This is a genomic window from Streptomyces sp. ATexAB-D23, assembly GCF_000373645.1.
GTDB lineage: Bacteria > Actinomycetota > Actinomycetes > Streptomycetales > Streptomycetaceae > Streptomyces > Streptomyces castrisilvae.
In genome coordinates, this window is record NZ_KB892057.1 from 288,650 (window position 1) to 307,701 (window position 19,052).

Genomic DNA, 19,052 nt, shown 5'->3' on the forward strand with positions numbered 1-19,052 from the left:
TCGAGTGTATGCAGCCGCCCCGGGGGACCCGGCCCTGGGGCTTGATTAGGTAACCCTAAGTGATGGATTCCACGGTTGATCGTTTCGGAACGTGGTTGTCAGGGCCGGATGAATTACGCAACAATGGCGTTGTGAAATACATGGGCGAGGCTCCTCAGGAGGAACTCGCGACCGGTGAGCGCTCGACGCGCAACCGCGTCGCGCGCTCCATCCTGGACCACGGCCCGTCCACCGTCGCCGATCTGGCGAAGCGCCTGGGGCTCACCCAGGCGGCTGTCCGCCGCCACCTCGACGCCCTCGCCTGCGACGGTGTCGTGGAGGCCCGCGAGAAGCGGGTGTACGGGGCGCGGGCCCGTGGCCGTCCGGCCAAGGTGTTCGCCCTCACCGACTGCGGCCGGGACGCCTTCGACCAGTCCTACGACTCGCTCGCGGCCGACGCCCTGCGCTGGATCGCCGAGCTCGCGGGCGAGGAAGCGGTCATGGCGTTCGCCCGTGCGAGGACCGCCGAGCAGTCGGCGGCCTACCGCGCGGCGATCGAGGCCGCGGACCCCGAGGACCGGACCGAGGCGCTGGCCAAGGCTTTGTCCGCCGACGGGTACGCTGCTACGGCGCGAAGCGCGCCGGGCCCGCAGCAGGGCGAGCAGCTGTGCCAGCACCACTGCCCGGTCGCCCATGTCGCCGAGCAGTACCCGCAGCTGTGCGAGGCGGAGACGGAGATCTTCTCCAGCCTCCTGGGGACCCATGTGCAGCGTCTGGCCACCATCGCCCACGGCGACGGGGTGTGCACGACGTACATTCCGCGCAGCGGACACCCCACCCCACAGACCACCGATTCAGCTTCTGCAAGCACCACGGCCGGGAGGAACCCCGCATGACGCTCCCCACGGAGACTGCCCACCCTGAGCTCGAAGGCCTGGGCACGTACGAATTCGGCTGGGCCGACTCCGACGCGGCAGGTGCGGCGGCCAAGCGCGGCCTCTCCGAGGCCGTCGTCCGCGACATCTCGGAGAAGAAGAACGAGCCCGACTGGATGCTCAAGCTGCGGCTCAAGGGCCTCAAGCTCTTCGAGAAGAAGCCCATGCCGAACTGGGGCTCGGACCTCTCGGGCATCGACTTCGACAACATCAAGTACTTCGTGCGCTCGACGGAGAAGCAGGCGGAGTCCTGGGAGGACCTGCCCGAGGACATCAAGAACACGTACGACAAGCTCGGCATCCCGGAGGCGGAGAAGCAGCGCCTGGTCGCCGGTGTCGCCGCGCAGTACGAGTCCGAGGTCGTCTACCACCAGATCCGCGAGGACCTGGAGGAGCAGGGCGTCATCTTCCTCGACACCGACACCGCGCTGAAGGAGCACCCGGAGCTCTTCAAGGAGTACTTCGGCACCGTCATCCCCGTCGGTGACAACAAGTTCGCCTCGCTGAACTCGGCCGTCTGGTCGGGCGGGTCGTTCATCTACGTCCCCAAGGGTGTCCACGTGGACATCCCGCTCCAGGCCTACTTCCGCATCAACACCGAGAACATGGGCCAGTTCGAGCGGACGCTGATCATCGTCGACGAGGACGCCTACGTCCACTACGTCGAGGGCTGCACGGCCCCGATCTACTCCTCCGACTCGCTGCACTCCGCGGTCGTCGAGATCATCGTGAAGAAGGGCGGCCGCTGCCGCTACACGACGATCCAGAACTGGTCGAACAACGTCTACAACCTGGTCACCAAGCGTGCCGTGGCCTACGAGGGCGCGACCATGGAGTGGGTCGACGGCAACATCGGCTCCAAGGTCACCATGAAGTACCCGGCCGTCTACCTGATGGGCGAGCACGCCAAGGGCGAGACCCTGTCCATCGCCTTCGCGGGCGAGGGCCAGCACCAGGACGCCGGCGCCAAGATGGTCCACATGGCCCCGAACACCTCGTCCAACATCGTCTCCAAGTCGGTGGCGCGAGGCGGCGGCCGCACCTCCTACCGCGGTCTGATCGAGATCGGCGAGGGCGCGCCGGGCGCGAAGTCCAACGTGCTGTGCGACGCGCTGCTGGTCGACACGATCTCCCGGTCCGACACCTACCCGTACGTCGACGTCCGCGAGGACGACGTGTCGATGGGCCACGAGGCGACCGTCTCCAAGGTCTCCGAGGACCAGCTCTTCTACCTGATGAGCCGAGGCATGACCGAGTTCGAGGCCATGGCCATGATCGTGCGCGGCTTCGTCGAGCCGATCGCGAAGGAGCTCCCGATGGAGTACGCCCTGGAGCTCAACCGGCTGATCGAGCTGCAGATGGAGGGTTCGGTCGGCTGATCCGCCGACGGCCGGAGCCACCCGCTCCGGCCCCCGAATCCTCCCGACATCTGTCCGACTGAGAAAGCGAGCACTACGACAGCCATGGCTGAGGCTCAGAACTCCCCCACTCTCGGCTCCGCGCGAGCGGGGAGTCCCCCTCCTGCGGGGTCCACCACTTCCGGTTCCATCGCGGTGGCCGCGGAGTCGACCGTCGCCACGCGCATGAGCGCGCCCCCGTCCTTCGACGTCGCGGACTTCCCCGTCCCGCACGGCCGCGAGGAGGAGTGGCGGTTCACCCCGCTGGAGCGGCTGCGCGGCCTGCACGACGGCACCGCCGTCGCCAACGGCGGCGGTGTGAAGGTCGCGATCGACGCCCCCGGGGGCGTCGAGGTCGAGTCCGTCGGCCGGGACGACGCCCGGCTCGGCAAGGCCGGCACCCCGGTGGACCGCGTGGCCGCGCAGGCCTACTCGTCCTTCGAGCAGGCCCACGTGGTCACGGTCGCCAAGGAGGCCGTGCTCACCGAGCCGGTCCGGATCGCCGTGCACGGCGAGGGCGGCGTCGCCTACGGCCACCTGGTGGTCGAGGTGGGCGCCTTCGCCGAGGCCGTCGTCGTCATCGACCACACCGGTGACGCGGTGCTCGCCGCCAACGTCGACTACGTCCTGGGCGACGGGGCCAAGCTGACCGTCGTCTCCGTGCAGGACTGGGACGAGCGGGCCGTGCACGTCGGCCAGCACAACGCGCTGGTCGGCCGGGACGCCTCGTTCAAGTCGATCGTCGTCACCTTCGGCGGCGACCTGGTCCGGCTCCACCCCCGGATCGCGTACGCGGGCACCGGTGGCGAGGCCGAGCTGTTCGGCCTCTACTTCACCGACAAGGGCCAGCACCAGGAGCACCGCCTCCTGGTCGACCACAACACCCCGCACTGCAAGTCCAACGTGGCCTACAAGGGCGCGCTCCAGGGCGAGGACGCCCACGCCGTGTGGATCGGCGACGTGCTGATCCAGGCCGCGGCCGAGGGCACCGACACCTACGAGATGAACCGCAACCTGGTCCTGACCGACGGTGCGCGGGTCGACTCGGTGCCGAACCTGGAGATCGAGACCGGCGAGATCGTCGGCGCCGGCCACGCCTCGGCGACCGGCCGCTTCGACGACGAGCAGCTGTTCTACCTCCAGTCGCGCGGCATCCCGGCCGAGGAGGCCCGCCGCCTCGTCGTGCGCGGCTTCTTCGCCGAGCTGGTCCAGCAGATCGGTCTGCCGGACGTCGAGGCCCGCCTGCTCGACAAGATCGAGACCGAGTTGAAGGCCTCGGTCTGATGGCATTCGTGAAAGCCTGCGCGCTGAGCGAGCTGGAGGACGACACCCCCAAGCGGGTGGAACTCGACGGCACGCCGGTCTCCGTCGTCCGCACCGAGGGCGAGGTGTTCGCGATCAACGACATCTGCTCGCACGCGAACGTCTCGCTGTCCGAGGGCGAGGTCGAGGACTGCTCGATCGAGTGCTGGCTGCACGGATCGAGCTTCGACCTGCGCACAGGTAAGCCGTCCGGCCTTCCCGCGACGCGCCCCGTCCCCGTATACCCCGTCAAGATCGAAGGGGACGATGTGCTCGTCTCCGTCACCCAGGAGTCCTGAGTCACCCATGGCAACGCTTGAAATCCGCGACCTGCACGTCACCGTCGAGGCCGACAACGCCACGAAGGAGATCCTCAAGGGCGTCGACCTGACCGTGAAGCAGGGCGAGACCCACGCCATCATGGGCCCCAACGGGTCCGGCAAGTCCACCCTCGCCTACTCGCTGGCCGGTCACCCCAAGTACACCGTCACCAGCGGCACGGTCACCCTGGACGGCGAGGACGTCCTGGAGATGTCCGTCGACGAGCGGGCCCGCGCCGGCCTGTTCCTCGCCATGCAGTACCCGGTCGAGATCCCCGGCGTCTCGGTCTCCAACTTCCTGCGCACCTCCGCCACCGCCGTCCGCGGCGAGGCGCCCAAGCTGCGTACCTGGGTGAAGGAGGTCAAGGAGGCGATGTCCGCGCTCCAGATGGACCCCGCCTTCGCCGAGCGCAACGTCAACGAGGGCTTCTCCGGCGGTGAGAAGAAGCGCCACGAGATCCTTCAGCTGGAGCTCCTCAAGCCGAAGGTCGCCATCCTCGACGAGACGGACTCCGGTCTGGACGTCGACGCCCTGCGCGTCGTCTCCGAGGGCGTCAACCGCGTCCGTGAGTCCGGTGAGGTCGGCACCCTGCTGATCACGCACTACACCCGGATCCTCCGGTACATCAAGCCCGACTTCGTGCACGTGTTCGCCAACGGCCGGATCGCCGAGTCCGGCGGCGCCGAGCTCGCCGACAAGCTGGAGAACGAGGGCTACGAGGCATACGTGAAGGGTGGCCCCGTGAGCGGAGTGAACTCTGGAGGTGCGGTCGCGTGACACAGCTGCCGGGCCTCCTCGACACCGAGGCGATCCGCAAGGACTTCCCCATCCTGGACCGCACGGTCCACGACGGGAAGAAGATCGTCTACCTGGACAGTGCCGCGACTTCGCAGAAGCCGCGCCAGGTCCTCGATGCCCTCAACGAGTACTACGAGCGGCACAACGCCAACGTGCACCGCGGCGTGTACACGATCGCGGAGGAGGCCACGGCGCTGTACGAGGGCGCCCGTGACAAGGTCGCCGCTTTCATCAACGCGCCCAGCCGCAACGAGGTCATCTTCACCAAGAACGCCTCGGAGTCGCTCAACCTCGTGGCCAACATGCTCGGCTGGGCCGACGAGCCCTACCGGGTCGACCACGAGACCGAGATCGTCACCACGGAGATGGAGCACCACTCCAACATCGTGCCCTGGCAGCTGCTCTCGCAGCGGACCGGTGCGAAGCTGAAGTGGTTCGGCATCACCGACGACGGCCGCCTCGACCTGTCCAACATCGACGAGATCATCACCGAGAAGACGAAGATCGTCTCCTTCACCCTGGTCTCGAACATCATGGGCACGCACAACCCGGTCGAGAAGATCGTCCGGCGCGCCCAGGAGGTCGGTGCGCTCGTCTGCATCGACGCCTCCCAGGCCGCCCCGCACATGGTGCTCGACGTGCAGGCGCTCCAGGCCGACTTCGTGGCCTTCACCGGCCACAAGATGGTCGGCCCGACCGGCATCGGCGTGCTCTGGGGGCGGCAGGAGCTCCTGGAGGACCTGCCCCCGTTCCTCGGCGGCGGCGAGATGATCGAGACCGTGTCGATGCACTCCTCGACCTACGCGCCCGCCCCGCACAAGTTCGAGGCCGGTACGCCCCCGATCGCCCAGGCCGTCGGCCTCGGCGCGGCCGTGGACTACCTCTCGGCGATCGGCATGGAGAACATCCACCGCCATGAGCAGGCCATCACCGCCTACGCGGTGAAGCGGCTCCTGGAGGTGCCGGACCTCAGGATCATCGGCCCGGCCACCGCGGAGGACCGCGGCGCGACGATCTCCTTCACGCTCGGCGACATCCACCCGCACGATGTGGGCCAGGTCCTGGACGAACAGGGCATCGCGGTCCGGGTCGGCCACCACTGCGCCCGCCCGGTCTGCCTGCGCTTCGGAATTCCTGCGACGACGCGAGCGTCGTTCTATCTGTACTCCACGCCCGCCGAGGTCGACGCCCTGGTGGACGGGCTGGAACACGTCCGGAACTTTTTCGGTTAGAGCGGCTGGGGATTGACTCGTGAAGCTTGATTCCATGTACCAGGAAGTGATCCTGGACCACTACAAGCACCCCCACGGGCGCGGCCTGCGGGACGGCGACGCCGAGGTGCATCACGTCAATCCGACGTGCGGTGACGAGATCACGTTGCGGGTGCGGTACGACGGCGAGACCATCGCCGATGTGAGCTACGAGGGCCAGGGCTGCTCCATCAGCCAGGCCAGCGCCTCCGTACTGAACGAGCTGCTGGTCGGCAAGGAGCTGGGCGAGGCGCAGAAGATCCAGGCCGCGTTCCTGGAGCTGATGCAGTCGAAGGGGCAGCTGGAGCCCGACGAGGCGATGGAGGAGGTGCTGGAGGACGCGGTCGCGTTCGCCGGTGTCTCCAAGTACCCGGCCCGGGTCAAGTGCGCGCTGTTGAGCTGGATGGCGTGGAAGGACGCGACGGCGAAGGTGCTGTCCGAAGGGAAGACCGCATGAGCGACAACGAGACCGTGACCACCAAGCCGGCTTCCGAGGAGGAGGTCCGCGAGGCGCTGTACGACGTGGTCGACCCCGAGCTGGGCATCGACGTCGTCAACCTGGGGCTGATCTACGGCATCCACATCGACGACGCCAACATCGCCACCCTCGACATGACCCTGACGTCCGCGGCCTGTCCGCTGACCGACGTCATCGAGGACCAGGCGCGCTCCGCGACGGACGGCATCGTCAACGAACTCCGGATCAACTGGGTCTGGATGCCGCCGTGGGGCCCCGACAAGATCACGGACGACGGCCGCGAGCAGCTGCGCGCGCTGGGCTTCAACGTCTGAGCACACGCGTACCGGCGTACGCGTGGGAACGGCCCCGGCACCTGTGCCGGGGCCGTTCGCCGTTCCCGTACGCGGCGGGCCCACGTTGTGCGTACGGGGCGGGCGGACGCAGACTGGGGGGCATGGCCCTCCGCTTCTATCAACTCGCCGTCGACGCGCACGACCTGCCCGCCCAGGCCCGGTTCTGGTGCGCCGTCCTGGACTGGCAGGTGCTCTTCCAGGACGAGGACGAGATCGTCATCGGCGCCGACGAGTCCGCCCTGCCCGGCATCTGCTTCCTGCCCGTGCCCGAGGGCAAGGAGGTCAAGAACCGGCTGCACATCGACCTCACCCCGGACGACCAGGCCGCCGAGGTCGAGCGCGTCATCGGGCTCGGTGCCCGGCGCGCCGACGTCGGCCAGACATCCGAGGCGACCTGGGTGGTGCTGACCGACCCCGAGGGCAACGAATTCTGCGTACTGCGCCCGAAGAAGACGCTCACCGACTGAGCCGGGAGGCCGGCCGGGGCCGCTACGCCGTGTACTGCGGCGGTACGGCGGCGGCCTCGGCGAGCACCGGGGCGAGGTTCTCGGTGCGGATGCGGCGGTCGACGTAGAGCAGCCCCGTCACCAGCGGCGGGAACACCGCCACGACGAGCTGGCTCACCAGCTGCCCGAGCCCCGCGAGCACCAGGTACCCGCTCATCGCGGCGATGACCGCCGTCGGGTTCGGGTCGTCGCTCAGGTTGGCGGAACCCAGCATGCCGCTGAACATGCCGAGGAAGGTGAACGGCAGCTGGATCACGTAGCTCACGACACTCGCGAGGAGCCCCGCCAGCATCGTCATCCCGAAGACCCGCCACCAGCTGCCGCGCATCAGCGTGGCCGAGCGGCGCATCGAGGCGACCGGTCCCTGGTCCTCGAAGACGGCGGCCGAAGGGGCCAGGGAGTACTTCACCCAGATCCACACGGTCAGCGGGATGCAGGCCAGGAAGCAGATCACGCCCACCACGACCAGGGCCGCCGAGCCCCCGCCGTTGTCCATGGTGACCGCGCCGATGATGCAGGCGATGAGGGCGCCCATGGCGAGCAGCATCGGAACGAACGTGATCAGCCCGGTAAGCAGGACCGCGCCGATCACCGCCGGCACCCGCGCCCAGGCCCGCCGCCAGACCGCGGAGAACGTGGTCGGCCGGCCCAGCACCGCTTCCTGGAGGACCACCGGCACCGCCGCGTAGACCACGGCCGTGGCCACCACCATCGAGAGCATCGCCAGCAGCCAGACCACACCGAAGGCCACGAGCACCGGAGTCAGGTCCCGCCCGGCGGGGTCCTCGTCGGCGGTCAGCGCGAACAGCCGGTCCAGATGGTCCGCGACGGCCGAGTACGCGATGGCGACCGCCGCGCCCACCACGAGCAGCGCCCCTCCGTAGAGGGCCGCGCCCACGGCGATCAGCTGCTTGCCGTAGCGGCCCAGCGTGGAGAAGGCCCCGCTGAATATGTCTCCCAGCCGCAAAGGCCCCAGCGGTATCACCCCCGGCTTCGGCGGCATCCAGCCACCGCCCCAGCCACCCCACCCGGGAGCCCCGGACGGTCCCCCGTACGGCGCGCCTCCATAGGCCCCGCCGCCCCACCCTGCGTCCTGCGCCACTGCTGCTCCGTCGGTCCGTCGATCATGTACTGGACGAACCACGGTAGCGTCCCGCCCCGCCGCCGACCCCGGCCCGTACGCGGGCAGTCGTTGCGTACACTCGTACACATGGGATACGGACTGCTCGCCGCGGCCATCGCCGCCGAGGTGGCGGGGACCACCGCCATGAAGTACAGCGAGGGATTCACCCGGCTCTGGCCCTCGCTGATCACCGTCGCCGGCTATCTGCTGGCCTTCTCGCTGCTCGCCCAGACGCTCAAGACGCTGTCGGTGGGGACCGCCTACGCGATCTGGGCCGGTGTCGGAACCGCCGCCGTCGCCCTCATAGGGATGGTGTTCCTGGGGGAGTCCGCGGGACCGGTCAAGGCGGCCGGCATCCTGCTCGTCATCGCCGGTGTGGTGGTGCTCAACCTGGGCGGGGCGCACTGATGGCACGGCGGTACGACCCCGAGCGGCGCGGCCGGATCATCGACGCGGCGATCCGGGTGGTCGGCGAGCGGGGCATCGCCGGGCTCAGCCACCGCTCGGTCGCCGCGGAGGCCGATGTGCCGCTCGGCTCGACCACGTACCACTTCGCCTCGCTCGACGAGCTGCTGATCGCCGCGCTGCGCAGGTCCAACGAGAACTTCGCCGCCGTCATGCGCGAGAGCCGTGCCCTCGCCGACCCGGCCGCCGACCTCGCGGCCGAACTCGCCCGCCTGCTCGGCCAGTTCTTCGCCGCGGGCCGGGGCCGGGCGGAGCTGGAGTACGAGCTCTACCTCGCCGCCCTGCGCAGACCCGCGCTGCGGCCGGTCGCCGCCGAGTGGACCGACGCCACCGCCGCCCTGCTCCAGCCGCGCACCGGCCCGGCCACCGCGCGGGCCCTGGTCGCCCTGATGGACGGCATCTGCCTCCAGGTGCTGCTCACCGGAGGCGCGTACGACGAGGCGTACGCGCGGGAGATGCTGGGCCGGATCGCGCGCTGAGCGGACCTGGGAGAGCGGGGCCAGGAGGGCCGCCCCTTCACGGGGTGTCCGTGACCCCCGCGCTCCTGACCGCCGTCAGGGCCGCCCGCACGCTGTCCTCGATGTCCGTGACCGGGTACAGCACCTCGTGGACCGTGCGGTCGCGGTCCACCACCAGGGTCAGCCGCTTGGGCCTGCTGACCCCGCCCGCGCGGAACGTCGGCAGGCGCAGCGCGGCGGTCAGTTCCAGGTCCGCGTCCGACAGGAGCGGGAAGCGCAGCCCCTCCGCCTCGGCGAACGCCAGCTGTTCGTCCGGGCGCTGGGCCGAGACGCCGTGCACGGTCGCGCCCGCCGCGGTGAACTCGGCGAGCCGGTCGCGGTAGGTGCAGGATTCGAGCGTGCAGCCCCGGGCGCCGGGGATCTCCGCCCAGCCCGGCGGATAGGACTCCTGGCGGGCATAGGCCCCGGGGAAGAAGTACAGGACGGTGTACGGGGTCGCGGCCACCGGGTCCTGCCGGCCGCCGGTGTTCCGGGGCAGGGTCAGCTCCGGCACCCGGGTGCCCAGCAGGGCGTGCACCCGTGCGGCCTCCCGCGAGGACTCCTCGGTGGTCGCCATGGTCTCTCCGTCTCCCCTCACCCAGGCGTCGCCCCAGTCCTGGAGCGCGATCAGTACCGGCAGCAGGGCGCGGCCGCGCGGGGTCAGCCGGTACTCGTACCGCGCCGGCCGTTCCTGGTACGGCTCCCGGGTGAGCACCTCCGCTTCGACCAGCAGCCGCAGCCGTTCCGCGAGGACCTTGCGGGACACGCCCAGCTCCCGCTGGAGCGCGTCGAAGCGGTGTACCCCGCGTGCCGCGTCCCGCACGATCAGCAGGGTCCACCAGTCCCCGACCACGTCGAGCGCCTGGGCGATCGCGCAGTCGGCGTCGGCCTGGCTGATGCGCTGGGGCACGAGGACTCCTCGGTCGTGCGGAGCGGCCGCTTCCATCCGTCCGGCCGCGATGACCTGCGGAAAGCATGCTGCCACAGTGGGTTCCCAAAGGGAACTGGCGGGGAGGCCGTGTGGAGGGGGTGGTGGCCCGGCGACGCGACGCCCGGACGCTGAGACCGGTTGGCCCGCGCGGCCCCCGGCCGGTTAGGTTTCTGGTCATGACCGACACGACTTCCACCCGTACCACCGGCGCGGTCGCCGCCGGCCTCGCCACCATCGCCGGCGACGGTTCCGTCCTCGACACCTGGTTCCCCGCGCCCGAGCTCTCCGCCGAGCCCGGCCCGGCCGGAACGGAGCGGCTCACTCCCGACCTGGCCGTCAACCTGCTCGGCGAGGGCGCCGCCAAGGCCATCGGCGTGGACGCCCGCCGCGGGGTCGAGGTCGTCGCCGTCCGCACGGTCATCGCCTCGCTGGACGACAAGCCGCTGGACGCCCACGACGTCTACCTGCGCCTGCACCTGCTCTCGCACCGCCTGGTCCAGCCGCACGGGCAGAACCTCGACGGCATCTTCGGCTTCCTCGCCAACGTGGCCTGGACCTCGCTCGGCCCGGTCGCCGTGGACGACCTGGAGAAGGTGCGGCTCAACGCCCGCGCCGACGGTCTGCACCTCCAGGTCACCTCCGTCGACAAGTTCCCGCGCATGACGGACTACGTGGCGCCCAAGGGCGTACGGATCGCCGACGCCGACCGGGTGCGGCTCGGCGCGCACCTCGCCTCGGGCACGACCGTGATGCACGAGGGCTTCGTCAACTTCAACGCCGGCACGCTGGGCACGTCCATGGTCGAGGGCCGGATCTCGGCCGGTGTCGTCGTCGGTGACGGTTCGGACATCGGTGGCGGCGCCTCCACCATGGGCACGCTCTCCGGCGGCGGCAAGGAGCGCATCGTGATCGGCGAGCGCTGCCTCGTCGGCGCGGAGGCCGGGGTCGGCATCGCGCTCGGTGACGAGTGCGTCGTGGAGGCCGGTCTGTACGTCACCGCCGGTACCCGGGTCACCCTGCCCGACGGCCAGGTCGTCAAGGCCCGCGAACTCTCCGGAGCCTCGAACATCCTCTTCCGCCGCAACTCGGTGACCGGGACCGTCGAGGCCCGCCCGAACAACGCGGTCTGGGACGGCCTCAACGACGTCCTGCACAGCCACAACTAGGGCCTGTCCGGGCCGTGGACAGGCCCTAAGCGGCGGCGAGGAGTTCCTCGTACGCCTCGCGCAGCCCGTCGGACGCCTCGCGCCCGGCGGGCTGCAGCGGTTCGCGGACCGGGCCCGCGGCCAGCAGCGTCTTCGCCGTGACCGTGCCCGGCAGTCCGGACGCCATCATCAGCGCGGTGAGCGGGGCCAGCCGGCCGTTCAGCCGGGCGGCCCCGGCCGTGTCCCCGGCGTCGAAGGCGTCCAGCACGGCCCGCATCCGGCCGGGCACCACATTGGCGACCGTGCTGACGTAACCCGCGCCGCCCACCGCGTACAGCGGCAGATTCAGCTCCTCGCAGCCCGAGTAGTACGCGAGCCCGCCCGCGGCGATCACCCGCGTCGCCCCGAGCAGATCCTGCGAGCAGTCCTTCACCGCCACGATGCGCGGGTGCTCCGCCAGCCGCAGCATGGTCCCGGTCTCGATGCGGGTGCCCGTGCGGCCCGGGATGTCGTACAGCATCACGGGCAGGCCCGCCGCGTCAGCGACCCTGCGGAAGTGCGCCTCCACGGCGGCCTGCGGGGGCCTGCTGTAGTACGGGGTCACCACGAGGAGTCCGTCGGCGCCCGCCCGTTCGGCCTGCCGGGACAGCTCCACGGTGTGCCGGGTGTCCGAGGTGCCGACGCCCGCGACCAGCGGCACATCCGGGCCGACCGCCTCCCGGACCACTCGCAGCAGCGTCGCCTTCTCCGCGTCGGAGGTGGTCGGTGACTCCCCGGTGGTGCCGCTGAGCACCAGCCCGTCGCAGCCGCCCGCGACCAGTGCGGCGGCGTGCGCGGCCGCCGCGTCCGGGTCGAGCGCCCCATCGGAGGTGAAAGGCGTGATCATGGCGCAGAGGGCGCGGCCGAAGGGGCGCGGGCGCGCGGGCGTGGAAGGCGTGGAAGGCGTCATATCCGCAGTCTCGGTCGCCTGACCGTGAAGGTCCACTTAGTTCTGCTGCGGGTGAAGGTGAAGTAACACTCAAGAGTGAACGTCGGTCCCGCGCCCTCGCTCGGCTGTCACCGCATTCCGGTCGGCACGCGACGAAATGCGTCTACGCTTAGGGGGTGTTCCGCGCGTTCCGCCCGCCGTGCGACAGCTCCGGGCGGGGCGGCCGGCCCCGCGGAACGCAGCATGAGCCGCCCGGCCCCGTACGCACCCGGTGCCGCATCCCGGCGCTCCCAACGCCCCCATGTTCCGAGGAGACACCCTGATGTCCGCAGAGCGCCCGACCATGCCACCGGCCCCGCTGCTCACCGAGGCGGAGCTGGCACGGGACGCGCTTGCCTCGCCGCTGCTCGCCCGCGCCGCACGGATCGCCCGCTGGGCCGGCCCGGACACCAAGGTCGGTGCCGGCGGCGAACTCGCCGACGTGCAACTGTCCGCCGCCGCCGAGCACCTCGGCCTCACGCCCGACGACGACGGCATGGCGGAGGCCAGCGAGGCGTGGCGGCTCGCCGTCGACACCGGGCTCGTCGAGATCGAGGACCCCTCCGCGGAGCGGGACGACCCGGACGAGGACGCCGAGGGCGAGGACGTGTGGGGGACCGCCACCGCGGGCGAGAACCTCGCGCTGCTGACCGGCGGTTCACCGGCCGACGTCCTGGCGATCTGGCTCGACGGCCTGGAGGCCGCGCACGCCGACGCCACCGCGCCCGTCTTCGACGACTTCGCGGACCTCGTCGGCGAGGACGGTTCGATCGACTTCGACGCCCTGGACTGGGACCCGGAGACCGAGGCGGACTTCCTCGACGGGGTCCTCGGCAACCTCTACCTGCTCACGGTCGGCGAGGGCCCGGACGGTCCGCCCGTGCCGCTGCCCGCGCTCGCCGCCTCGATGATCGTCCCCGACGACATGGGCGAGCCCACCGACGACATCCTGGAGCAGGTCTCGGACGCGATGATGCGCCTGGACGACCAGTTCCGGGTCCTCGAACCCATCGGCATCGTCGAATACCACCCGGTGGACGAGGCGTTGCTCGTGGAGGAGGGCGAGGAGGCCGCGTCCCCCGCCGACGACGAGGACGTCACCCGGTACGGGATGGTGAGGCTGACACCGCTGGGCATCTACGGCATCCGCGCCCGCATGCTGGAGGCCGGGGTGGAGGCCCCGGCGATCGGGGACCTCGCGGACAAGGGCGCCGACGCGCTCCTCGGCGGCATCGCCTACTACCCGGAGGCGGCCGCCCGCGCCGAGATCCAGCTGTGGCTCACCCGGCGCGGCTCCGACGGCGCCGCCGCCGAACTCCTGGACGCCGCACGGGGCACGGACGCCCTGGCCCCGCTGCGGCGGCTGCACTGCCAGCAGGCGCTCGCCCTGGTCGGCGCCGAGGCGGAACCCGCCGTACGCGCGGTGCTCGGCGACCCGGAACTCGGCGGCCTGGCCCGGGTCTGGCTCGCGGAACGCGGCGCGGCCGACGTCCCCGCGCCCTCCGAGACGATGATCTTCTGGCTCGCCATCGACACGATCGCCGCCCAGCTGGAGGCGGACGGCGACCTGGATGAACTCCAGGGCCTGGTCGAGGGCCTCTCCGGCCAGCACAGCGGCTTCTTCGAGGAGGCCTGGCGGGTCGACCACCCGGCGACGGCGGACGTGCTGGAGGCGATGGGACGGCTGCACAGCGACAAGAAGCAGGCCAAGGACGCCCGTAAGGCCGCGTTCAAGGCGCGCTCGCGGGGCGGCTCGGCCGACTGAACCGGCCTGTGAGGGGCCGGGAGGTGTGACGGGAGGGCGGCCGGATACGGGCCGCCCTCCCGCTGTCGATGCTCCCCGAAAGGGCCACCCCGACGTCGCCACCGGTTCAACTGGTGTTGGGGCATGGCCGCAACGGTGGGCCCGTCAACAACACGCCCCCGCAGCACCAGGAGTACCTGATGGCCTTCACGCGCAGGCAATTCACCAGGCAGTCCGCCCTCACGGGTGCCGGCATCGCCCTCACCGGAACCGTCGCCGCGCTGGCCACCGCGCCCGGCGCCCTCGCCGCCGGGGACACCGGACACGGCCACGACGGGCACGGTCACGACGGGCACGGCCACGGCGGGCACGGCCACGGCCACGACGGTCACGGGCAGGAACCCGGGTACGGCGCGCTGCGCCCCGACCCGAAGGGCATACTCGCGCTGCCCGCCGGCTTCTCGTACAGGATCATCACGCACTGCGGTGTCACCCGGCTGGAGAGCGGTGAGTACACCCCCTCCAACCACGACGGCACGGCCGCCTTCGAGGGCGCGCGCGGTGTGACGCTGCTGGTGAACAACCACGAGCTGAGCGGCACCCGCGCCGACTGGGAACACCCGGTGCCGCTCACCGAGGGCCTCGTCTACGACCCGGTCGCGGCCGGCGGCTGCACCGTCGTGGAGACCCGCCGCGACGGCCGCACCGCCGAGTGGGTCGGCATCGCCGGCACCTCCACCAACTGCGCCGGCGGCACCACCCCGTGGGGCACCTGGCTCACCTGCGAGGAGACCGAGGACAGGGCCGGCACCAACGGCCTGCTCAAGGACCACGGCTACGTCTTCGAGGTCGACCCGTCCGACAGGCGCGCCAACCGCTCCCCGCGCCCCGTCAAGGCCTTCGGCCGGTACGCGCACGAGGCGGTCGTCATCGACCCCAGGCAGGGCCACGCCTACCTCACCGAGGACGCGGCAGGCCCCAACGGGCTGCTCTACCGCTGGGTCCCGCCGCACGGCTTCCGGCACGGCCGCGGCAAGCTGCGCACCCTCGCCGACGACGCCGGGGTGCTCCAGGCCACCAAGTGCTTCGACCGGAGCGGCGCATTCGTCGACGACCTCTCCCGGGCCACGAGGATCGGCACCGTGTACGGCGTGGACTGGGTCGACGTCCCCGACCGCGATGCCGGGACCGTGCCCGTGCGCAAGCAGTTCGGCGACCAGGAGATCACCCGCGCCCGCAAGCTGGAAGGCATGTGGTGGGGCGACGGCGGTGCGTACATCGTCTCCTCGTTCGCCCGGGACGAGAGCCCCGTCCAGCACGACGGCCAGGTCTGGTTCTACGACCCGAAGCGCCGCACGCTGACCCTCAAGGTGCTCCTCGGCGTCAACGCCGACCCCTCCGAGGACGGCGCCTTCGACGGCCCGGACAACATCACCGTCTCGCCCTACGGGGGCCTGGTCATCGCCGAGGACGGCGAGGGCGTCCAGCACCTCTTCGGGGCGACCGAGAGCGGCCGCACCTACCCGATCGCGCGCAATGAGCTGAACCTGGGCACCGAGGCGGAGCCGGAGTACAGCGAATTCACCGGTGTCACGTTCTCGCCGGACGGCAAAACGCTGTACGCCAACATCCAGACGCCGGGGATCATGGTCGCCATCACCGGTCCGTGGAAGCGGCAGCCGAACCGCTGACGGCAGGGGGCTGTGGCCCGGCGGGGCTTGGGCGGAAGCGCTTCCGGAGGGGGCCGGAGGGGTGGGACCGTAGCGGAATCGCTGATTACAAATCCGGTATCAGTTGGGGCCCCAGAGGTGGCAGGGCATGGCGCCGGGCGTTCCCGAGGCGCATACTCAAGGTAATGAAACAGTCAGCCGGCTCCCGGCGCCACCTGCCTTCCAGTCCCTTCAACCGCCCGGCCCAGGCGGCCCCACCGGTCGAATTGTTCGATGTGGGCGACAGGGTTTCGCACGACCAGTTCGGCCTCGGACGCGTACTCGCGGTCGAGGGCGACAACGACGCGGTACTCATCGACTTCTCGGGGCGCCAGGGCAGGATCCTGAGCCCCTACTCCAAGCTGACCAAGCTCTGAGAGAAGCGACGAGCACACGCCTCCTCCTTCTCCGTTCCGCCGACCGTCCTCAGGGGCCCCCGCCGACCGTGCGGGCGGCCCCTGAAGACGTTCACGGCCCCTACAGGGCCTGGGCGGCGGGCTTGACCATGCCGCGCACCGTGCGCGACTTCACGAAGTCGCCCACCGCGGTCATCTCCCACTCCCCGGTGAACTGCCTGATCAGCTTGGCCATCATCACGCCCGTCTGCGGCTCGGCCCCCGTCAGGTCGAAGCGGACCAGCTCCTCGTCCGTCGCCGCGTCGACCAGCCGGCAGTAGGCCTTGGCCACCTCGGTGAACTTCTGGCCCGTGAACGAGTTGACCGTGAACACCAGGCCGGTCACCTCCGGGGGAATCCGGCCCAGGTCCACGACGATCACCTCGTCGTCCCCCTCGCCCTCGCCCGTGAGGTTGTCCCCGGAGTGCTTGACCGCGCCGTCGAGGATCGACAGCTTGCCGAAGTAGCAGCTGTCCAGGTGGTTGCGCTGGGGCCCGTACGCGATGACCGAGGCGTCCAGGTCGATGTCCTTGCCGCGGTAAGCGGGCTCCCAGCCGAGGCCCATCTTGACCCGGGACAGCAGCGGCTTCCCGCCCTTGACCAGCGACACCGTCTCGTTCTTCCGCAGGCTGACCCGGCCCTTGTCGAGGCTGATCCGGCCGGGTGCCGACGCGGGCGGCGCGGGCGGCGCCGGGGGCGCCGTGGGGGCGGTCGGGGCGGTCGGGGCCGGGGGCGCGATGCGCGGGTCCACCCGGGCGGCGGGGGGCGGGGGCGGCGCGGTGGCCGGGGCCGCGGGGGCCGCGGGGGTCGCGGGGGTCGCCGCGGCGGGTGTGGTGGCGGGTGTGGTGGCGGGTTCCTCGTCGACCGTGACGCCGAAGTCGGTGGCGATGCCCGCCAGCCCGTTCGCGTAACCCTGGCCGACCGCGCGGACCTTCCACGCGCCACCGCGCCGGTAGACCTCCATGACCACGAGCGCGGTCTCGGAACCCAGCTGGGGCGGGGTGAACGAGGCGAGCACGCTGCCGTCGTCCGCGTTGCGCGCGGTGGCGGTCGGCTCGATGCCCTGGAAGGTCTGACCGGCCCCGTCCGGGCTCGCCGTGACCACGATCTTCTCGATGCCGGCGGGCACGGCGGCGGTGTCCACCACGATGGCGTCCGGCGCGCTGCCGCCGCCGGAGCGGTAGGTCACACCGGGGCCCGAGGGCTGGTTGTAGAAGATGAAGTCGTCGTCGGAGCGCACCTTGCCGTCGGCGGTGAGCAGCAGGCCCGACACGTCGAGCCTGACCGGCGCGGAGACGTCGACCGCCACGCGGACGGCGGGGAGCGGGAGGTTCGAGCCAGGTGTCATAGCGGTCATGCCCGGGTGAACGAACGACCCGGCTTTGCCGTTCCCTTACCTTTTGCTGGGTTCGCCCGTCCGGACGCGACGTCGGTTCCGAGTCGCTTTGTCAGCTCATATCATCTGTTTCTGGGGTGGTTGCGCGCGGTCCGCTCGTTCCCGTGCTTGTACGCCCCCGTCCAGCGGGCCATCACCAGCTGGGCGTCACCCGACTCCACCTCCGCCAGGAACTTCTCCGCCCGGCCGCCGCGCAGGGTGCCGGCCGGGCGGCCGTGGTGGGTGATGGTGACGCTCGCGTCGCCGTGCTGCTCGTACCGGAATCCCGAAGGTTTCGCCATGACCGCATCATGCCTGCCGGGCGCGCTCCCGGGCGCGGATATTTTTTCCGTGCTCAGTGCGGCCAGATCGGCGGGTTCGTGCAGAAGTGGCCCCCGAGGTGGGCGTGGTCCGGGTTCTCCGGGTCCAGCTCGCCCTGCTCCGCGACGAGCTTCGCCGCGTACGGCTCCGAGTCGTCCTGCGGCTCGTAACCCAGCGCCCGCGCGGACGTCAGGTCCCACCACAGCCGGGTGTTGTCCGACGAGCCGTTCACGACCGTGTGCCCGACGCCTTCCGCGGTGAGCGCGGCGTCGAACAGGCGGGCGCCGTCGGCGGGGCTCATCCACACCGACAGCATCCGCACCGACGTCGGCTCCGGGAAGCAGGAGCCGATGCGGATGGACACCGTCTCCAGGCCGTGCCGGTCCCAGTACAGCTGGGCGAGGTCCTCGCCGAACGACTTCGACAGGCCGTAGAACGTGTCCGGGCGGCGCGGCGTGTCCACCGGGATCAGCGGGTCGCCCGCCCGCGGGCGCGGTGTGAAGCCGATGGCGTGGTTGGACGAGGCGAACACGATCCGCGGCACGTGGGCCGCTCGCGCGGCCTCGTACAGGTTGTACGTGCCCTCGATGTTCGCCCTGAGGATCTTCTCGAACGGGGCTTCCAGGGAGATGCCCGCGAGGTGGATGATCGCGTCGACCCCCCGCACGGCCTCGCGCAGCGCGTCCTTGTCGCCCAGGTCGGCGGTGATCGCGTCCGGCTCGCCCTCGATCGGCACCATGTCGAACAGGCGCAGCGTGTAGCCGTGGGCGGGCAGCAGCTCACGCATCAGCGTGCCGAGGCCGCCTGCGGCGCCGGTGAGCAGGACGGTGCGGGGGGTGGGGGCGGGCATGCGGGGTCTCCTCTTGGATCAGGTTCACATGCGTGGACAAGGTATGGGGTGGGGGTGCGGGGGTCAAGGTGTGGGGGTGAGGGGTGAGGGGTGCGGGGTTCCGTCCTCAATCGCCGGACGGGCTTGGTGGCGTCGTCGTCCGTGGGGTGCGGGTCGCCCACCGTCCGGTGGGTGGGGGTGGGGTCCCTCCGGGCAGACTCCTCAAAAATGGCGTGTTCACCCGACGACG

The 19,052-nt window shown here is 70.9% G+C and carries 21 protein-coding genes; 15 read left to right on the forward strand and 6 right to left on the reverse strand.

Annotated elements, in window-relative coordinates:
• The first annotated feature begins 131 nt into the window (after positions 1-131).
• The 9 genes from B082_RS0131065 to B082_RS0131105 all read left to right on the forward strand — a co-directional run bounded on the left by B082_RS0131065 (position 132) and on the right by B082_RS0131105 (position 7,262).
• Positions 132-875: a helix-turn-helix transcriptional regulator gene (locus B082_RS0131065; protein ID WP_018555699.1), complete on the forward strand. Its 744-nt coding sequence runs from the start codon at positions 132-134 to the stop codon at positions 873-875.
• Positions 872-2,293, forward strand: coding sequence for a Fe-S cluster assembly protein SufB (gene sufB, locus B082_RS0131070; protein ID WP_018555700.1), 1,422 nt, complete (start codon positions 872-874; stop codon positions 2,291-2,293). Before B082_RS0131065 ends, sufB begins: the two co-directional genes overlap by 4 nt.
• Positions 2,294-2,377: 84 nt before the next feature.
• Positions 2,378-3,595, forward strand: a complete 1,218-nt coding sequence (gene sufD / locus B082_RS0131075) for a Fe-S cluster assembly protein SufD (protein ID WP_026250373.1) — start codon at positions 2,378-2,380, stop codon at positions 3,593-3,595.
• Positions 3,595-3,912: a bifunctional 3-phenylpropionate/cinnamic acid dioxygenase ferredoxin subunit gene (locus B082_RS0131080; RefSeq protein WP_018555702.1), complete on the forward strand. Its 318-nt coding sequence runs from the start codon at positions 3,595-3,597 to the stop codon at positions 3,910-3,912. The genes sufD and B082_RS0131080 overlap by 1 nt, the downstream gene beginning before the upstream one ends.
• A 7-nt stretch (positions 3,913-3,919) precedes the next feature.
• Positions 3,920-4,711, forward strand: a complete 792-nt coding sequence (sufC, locus tag B082_RS0131085) for a Fe-S cluster assembly ATPase SufC (RefSeq protein ID WP_018555703.1) — start codon at positions 3,920-3,922, stop codon at positions 4,709-4,711.
• Complete coding sequence (locus B082_RS0131090) at positions 4,708-5,964, forward strand: cysteine desulfurase (RefSeq protein WP_018555704.1); 1,257 nt, start codon at positions 4,708-4,710, stop codon at positions 5,962-5,964. Before sufC ends, B082_RS0131090 begins: the two co-directional genes overlap by 4 nt.
• Positions 5,965-5,983: 19 nt before the next feature.
• Positions 5,984-6,439 (forward strand): Fe-S cluster assembly sulfur transfer protein SufU, encoded by a 456-nt coding sequence (sufU, locus tag B082_RS0131095; protein WP_026250374.1) that lies wholly within the window; start codon positions 5,984-5,986, stop codon positions 6,437-6,439.
• Positions 6,436-6,774: a metal-sulfur cluster assembly factor gene (locus tag B082_RS0131100; RefSeq protein WP_018518837.1), complete on the forward strand. Its 339-nt coding sequence runs from the start codon at positions 6,436-6,438 to the stop codon at positions 6,772-6,774. Before sufU ends, B082_RS0131100 begins: the two co-directional genes overlap by 4 nt.
• A 122-nt stretch (positions 6,775-6,896) precedes the next feature.
• Entirely contained in the window at positions 6,897-7,262 is a 366-nt protein-coding gene (locus B082_RS0131105) for a VOC family protein (protein WP_018555706.1), read from the forward strand.
• A gap of 22 nt (positions 7,263-7,284) precedes the next feature.
• Here B082_RS0131105 and B082_RS0131110 read toward each other — a convergent pair whose 3' ends face one another.
• Positions 7,285-8,304 carry a hypothetical protein gene (locus B082_RS0131110; RefSeq protein ID WP_051094719.1) on the reverse strand — a complete coding sequence of 340 codons (1,020 nt, stop codon included), beginning with the start codon at positions 8,302-8,304 and terminating at the stop codon, positions 7,285-7,287.
• A 207-nt stretch (positions 8,305-8,511) separates the two neighbouring features.
• On the opposite strand from B082_RS0131110, the gene B082_RS0131115 reads away from it, so the two are divergent.
• Positions 8,512-8,832 (forward strand): DMT family transporter, encoded by a 321-nt coding sequence (locus tag B082_RS0131115; protein WP_018555708.1) that lies wholly within the window; start codon positions 8,512-8,514, stop codon positions 8,830-8,832.
• Positions 8,832-9,368 carry a TetR/AcrR family transcriptional regulator gene (locus tag B082_RS0131120; RefSeq protein ID WP_018555709.1) on the forward strand — a complete coding sequence of 179 codons (537 nt, stop codon included), beginning with the start codon at positions 8,832-8,834 and terminating at the stop codon, positions 9,366-9,368. Before B082_RS0131115 ends, B082_RS0131120 begins: the two co-directional genes overlap by 1 nt.
• 37 nt (positions 9,369-9,405) lie before the next feature.
• Here the strand turns inward: B082_RS0131120 and B082_RS0131125 are convergent, their stop codons facing one another.
• The gene (locus B082_RS0131125) at positions 9,406-10,296 is read right to left on the reverse strand and encodes a winged helix-turn-helix transcriptional regulator (protein WP_018555710.1); all 891 of its coding nucleotides are present in this window, start codon (positions 10,294-10,296) and stop codon (positions 9,406-9,408) included.
• A 197-nt stretch (positions 10,297-10,493) separates the two neighbouring features.
• On the opposite strand from B082_RS0131125, the gene dapD reads away from it, so the two are divergent.
• Positions 10,494-11,483, forward strand: coding sequence for a 2,3,4,5-tetrahydropyridine-2,6-dicarboxylate N-succinyltransferase (gene dapD / locus B082_RS0131130; protein ID WP_018555711.1), 990 nt, complete (start codon positions 10,494-10,496; stop codon positions 11,481-11,483).
• 25 nt (positions 11,484-11,508) lie between these two features.
• On the opposite strand, the gene dapA is transcribed toward dapD, so the two are convergent.
• A complete protein-coding gene (dapA, locus tag B082_RS0131135; protein ID WP_018555712.1) occupies positions 11,509-12,411 on the reverse strand; it encodes a 4-hydroxy-tetrahydrodipicolinate synthase in 903 nt (300 codons plus the stop codon).
• 301 nt (positions 12,412-12,712) lie between these two features.
• On the opposite strand from dapA, the gene B082_RS0131140 reads away from it, so the two are divergent.
• From B082_RS0131140 to B082_RS37060, 3 genes are all read left to right on the forward strand, one after another.
• Positions 12,713-14,194: a hypothetical protein gene (locus B082_RS0131140; RefSeq protein WP_018555713.1), complete on the forward strand. Its 1,482-nt coding sequence runs from the start codon at positions 12,713-12,715 to the stop codon at positions 14,192-14,194.
• Positions 14,195-14,373: 179 nt separating this feature from the next.
• Positions 14,374-15,864 (forward strand): alkaline phosphatase PhoX, encoded by a 1,491-nt coding sequence (locus B082_RS0131145; RefSeq protein ID WP_018555714.1) that lies wholly within the window; start codon positions 14,374-14,376, stop codon positions 15,862-15,864.
• A gap of 164 nt (positions 15,865-16,028) precedes the next feature.
• Complete coding sequence (locus tag B082_RS37060) at positions 16,029-16,259, forward strand: hypothetical protein (RefSeq protein WP_037711258.1); 231 nt, start codon at positions 16,029-16,031, stop codon at positions 16,257-16,259.
• A gap of 100 nt (positions 16,260-16,359) precedes the next feature.
• On the opposite strand, the gene B082_RS0131155 is transcribed toward B082_RS37060, so the two are convergent.
• The 3 genes from B082_RS0131155 to B082_RS0131165 all read right to left on the reverse strand — a co-directional run bounded on the left by B082_RS0131155 (position 16,360) and on the right by B082_RS0131165 (position 18,823).
• Entirely contained in the window at positions 16,360-17,625 is a 1,266-nt protein-coding gene (locus tag B082_RS0131155; protein ID WP_018555715.1) for a TerD family protein, read from the reverse strand.
• A 110-nt stretch (positions 17,626-17,735) separates the two neighbouring features.
• On the reverse strand, positions 17,736-17,954 hold the full coding sequence (locus tag B082_RS0131160) for a hypothetical protein (protein ID WP_018555716.1): 219 nt from the start codon (positions 17,952-17,954) through the stop codon (positions 17,736-17,738).
• Between the two features lie 53 nt (positions 17,955-18,007).
• Positions 18,008-18,823 carry an NAD-dependent epimerase/dehydratase family protein gene (locus B082_RS0131165; protein ID WP_018555717.1) on the reverse strand — a complete coding sequence of 272 codons (816 nt, stop codon included), beginning with the start codon at positions 18,821-18,823 and terminating at the stop codon, positions 18,008-18,010.
• Positions 18,824-19,052: the final 229 nt, after the last annotated feature.

Coding starts and splice junctions, on each gene's coding strand:
- sufB (WP_018555700.1), top strand. CDS start 872: ATGACGCTCCCCACGGAGACTGCCCACCCTGAGCTCGAAGGCCTGGGC.
- B082_RS0131100 (WP_018518837.1), top strand. CDS start 6,436: ATGAGCGACAACGAGACCGTGACCACCAAGCCGGCTTCCGAGGAGGAG.
- dapA (WP_018555712.1), bottom strand. CDS start 12,411: ATGACGCCTTCCACGCCTTCCACGCCCGCGCGCCCGCGCCCCTTCGGC.
- B082_RS0131165 (WP_018555717.1), bottom strand. CDS start 18,823: ATGCCCGCCCCCACCCCCCGCACCGTCCTGCTCACCGGCGCCGCAGGC.
- B082_RS37060 (WP_037711258.1), top strand. CDS start 16,029: ATGAAACAGTCAGCCGGCTCCCGGCGCCACCTGCCTTCCAGTCCCTTC.
- B082_RS0131120 (WP_018555709.1), top strand. CDS start 8,832: ATGGCACGGCGGTACGACCCCGAGCGGCGCGGCCGGATCATCGACGCG.
- B082_RS0131160 (WP_018555716.1), bottom strand. CDS start 17,954: ATGGCGAAACCTTCGGGATTCCGGTACGAGCAGCACGGCGACGCGAGC.
- B082_RS0131155 (WP_018555715.1), bottom strand. CDS start 17,625: ATGACACCTGGCTCGAACCTCCCGCTCCCCGCCGTCCGCGTGGCGGTC.
- B082_RS0131145 (WP_018555714.1), top strand. CDS start 14,374: ATGGCCTTCACGCGCAGGCAATTCACCAGGCAGTCCGCCCTCACGGGT.
- B082_RS0131110 (WP_051094719.1), bottom strand. CDS start 8,304: ATGCCGCCGAAGCCGGGGGTGATACCGCTGGGGCCTTTGCGGCTGGGA.
- B082_RS0131080 (WP_018555702.1), top strand. CDS start 3,595: ATGGCATTCGTGAAAGCCTGCGCGCTGAGCGAGCTGGAGGACGACACC.
- B082_RS0131140 (WP_018555713.1), top strand. CDS start 12,713: ATGTCCGCAGAGCGCCCGACCATGCCACCGGCCCCGCTGCTCACCGAG.
- sufD (WP_026250373.1), top strand. CDS start 2,378: ATGGCTGAGGCTCAGAACTCCCCCACTCTCGGCTCCGCGCGAGCGGGG.
- B082_RS0131115 (WP_018555708.1), top strand. CDS start 8,512: ATGGGATACGGACTGCTCGCCGCGGCCATCGCCGCCGAGGTGGCGGGG.
- dapD (WP_018555711.1), top strand. CDS start 10,494: ATGACCGACACGACTTCCACCCGTACCACCGGCGCGGTCGCCGCCGGC.
- sufC (WP_018555703.1), top strand. CDS start 3,920: ATGGCAACGCTTGAAATCCGCGACCTGCACGTCACCGTCGAGGCCGAC.
- B082_RS0131105 (WP_018555706.1), top strand. CDS start 6,897: ATGGCCCTCCGCTTCTATCAACTCGCCGTCGACGCGCACGACCTGCCC.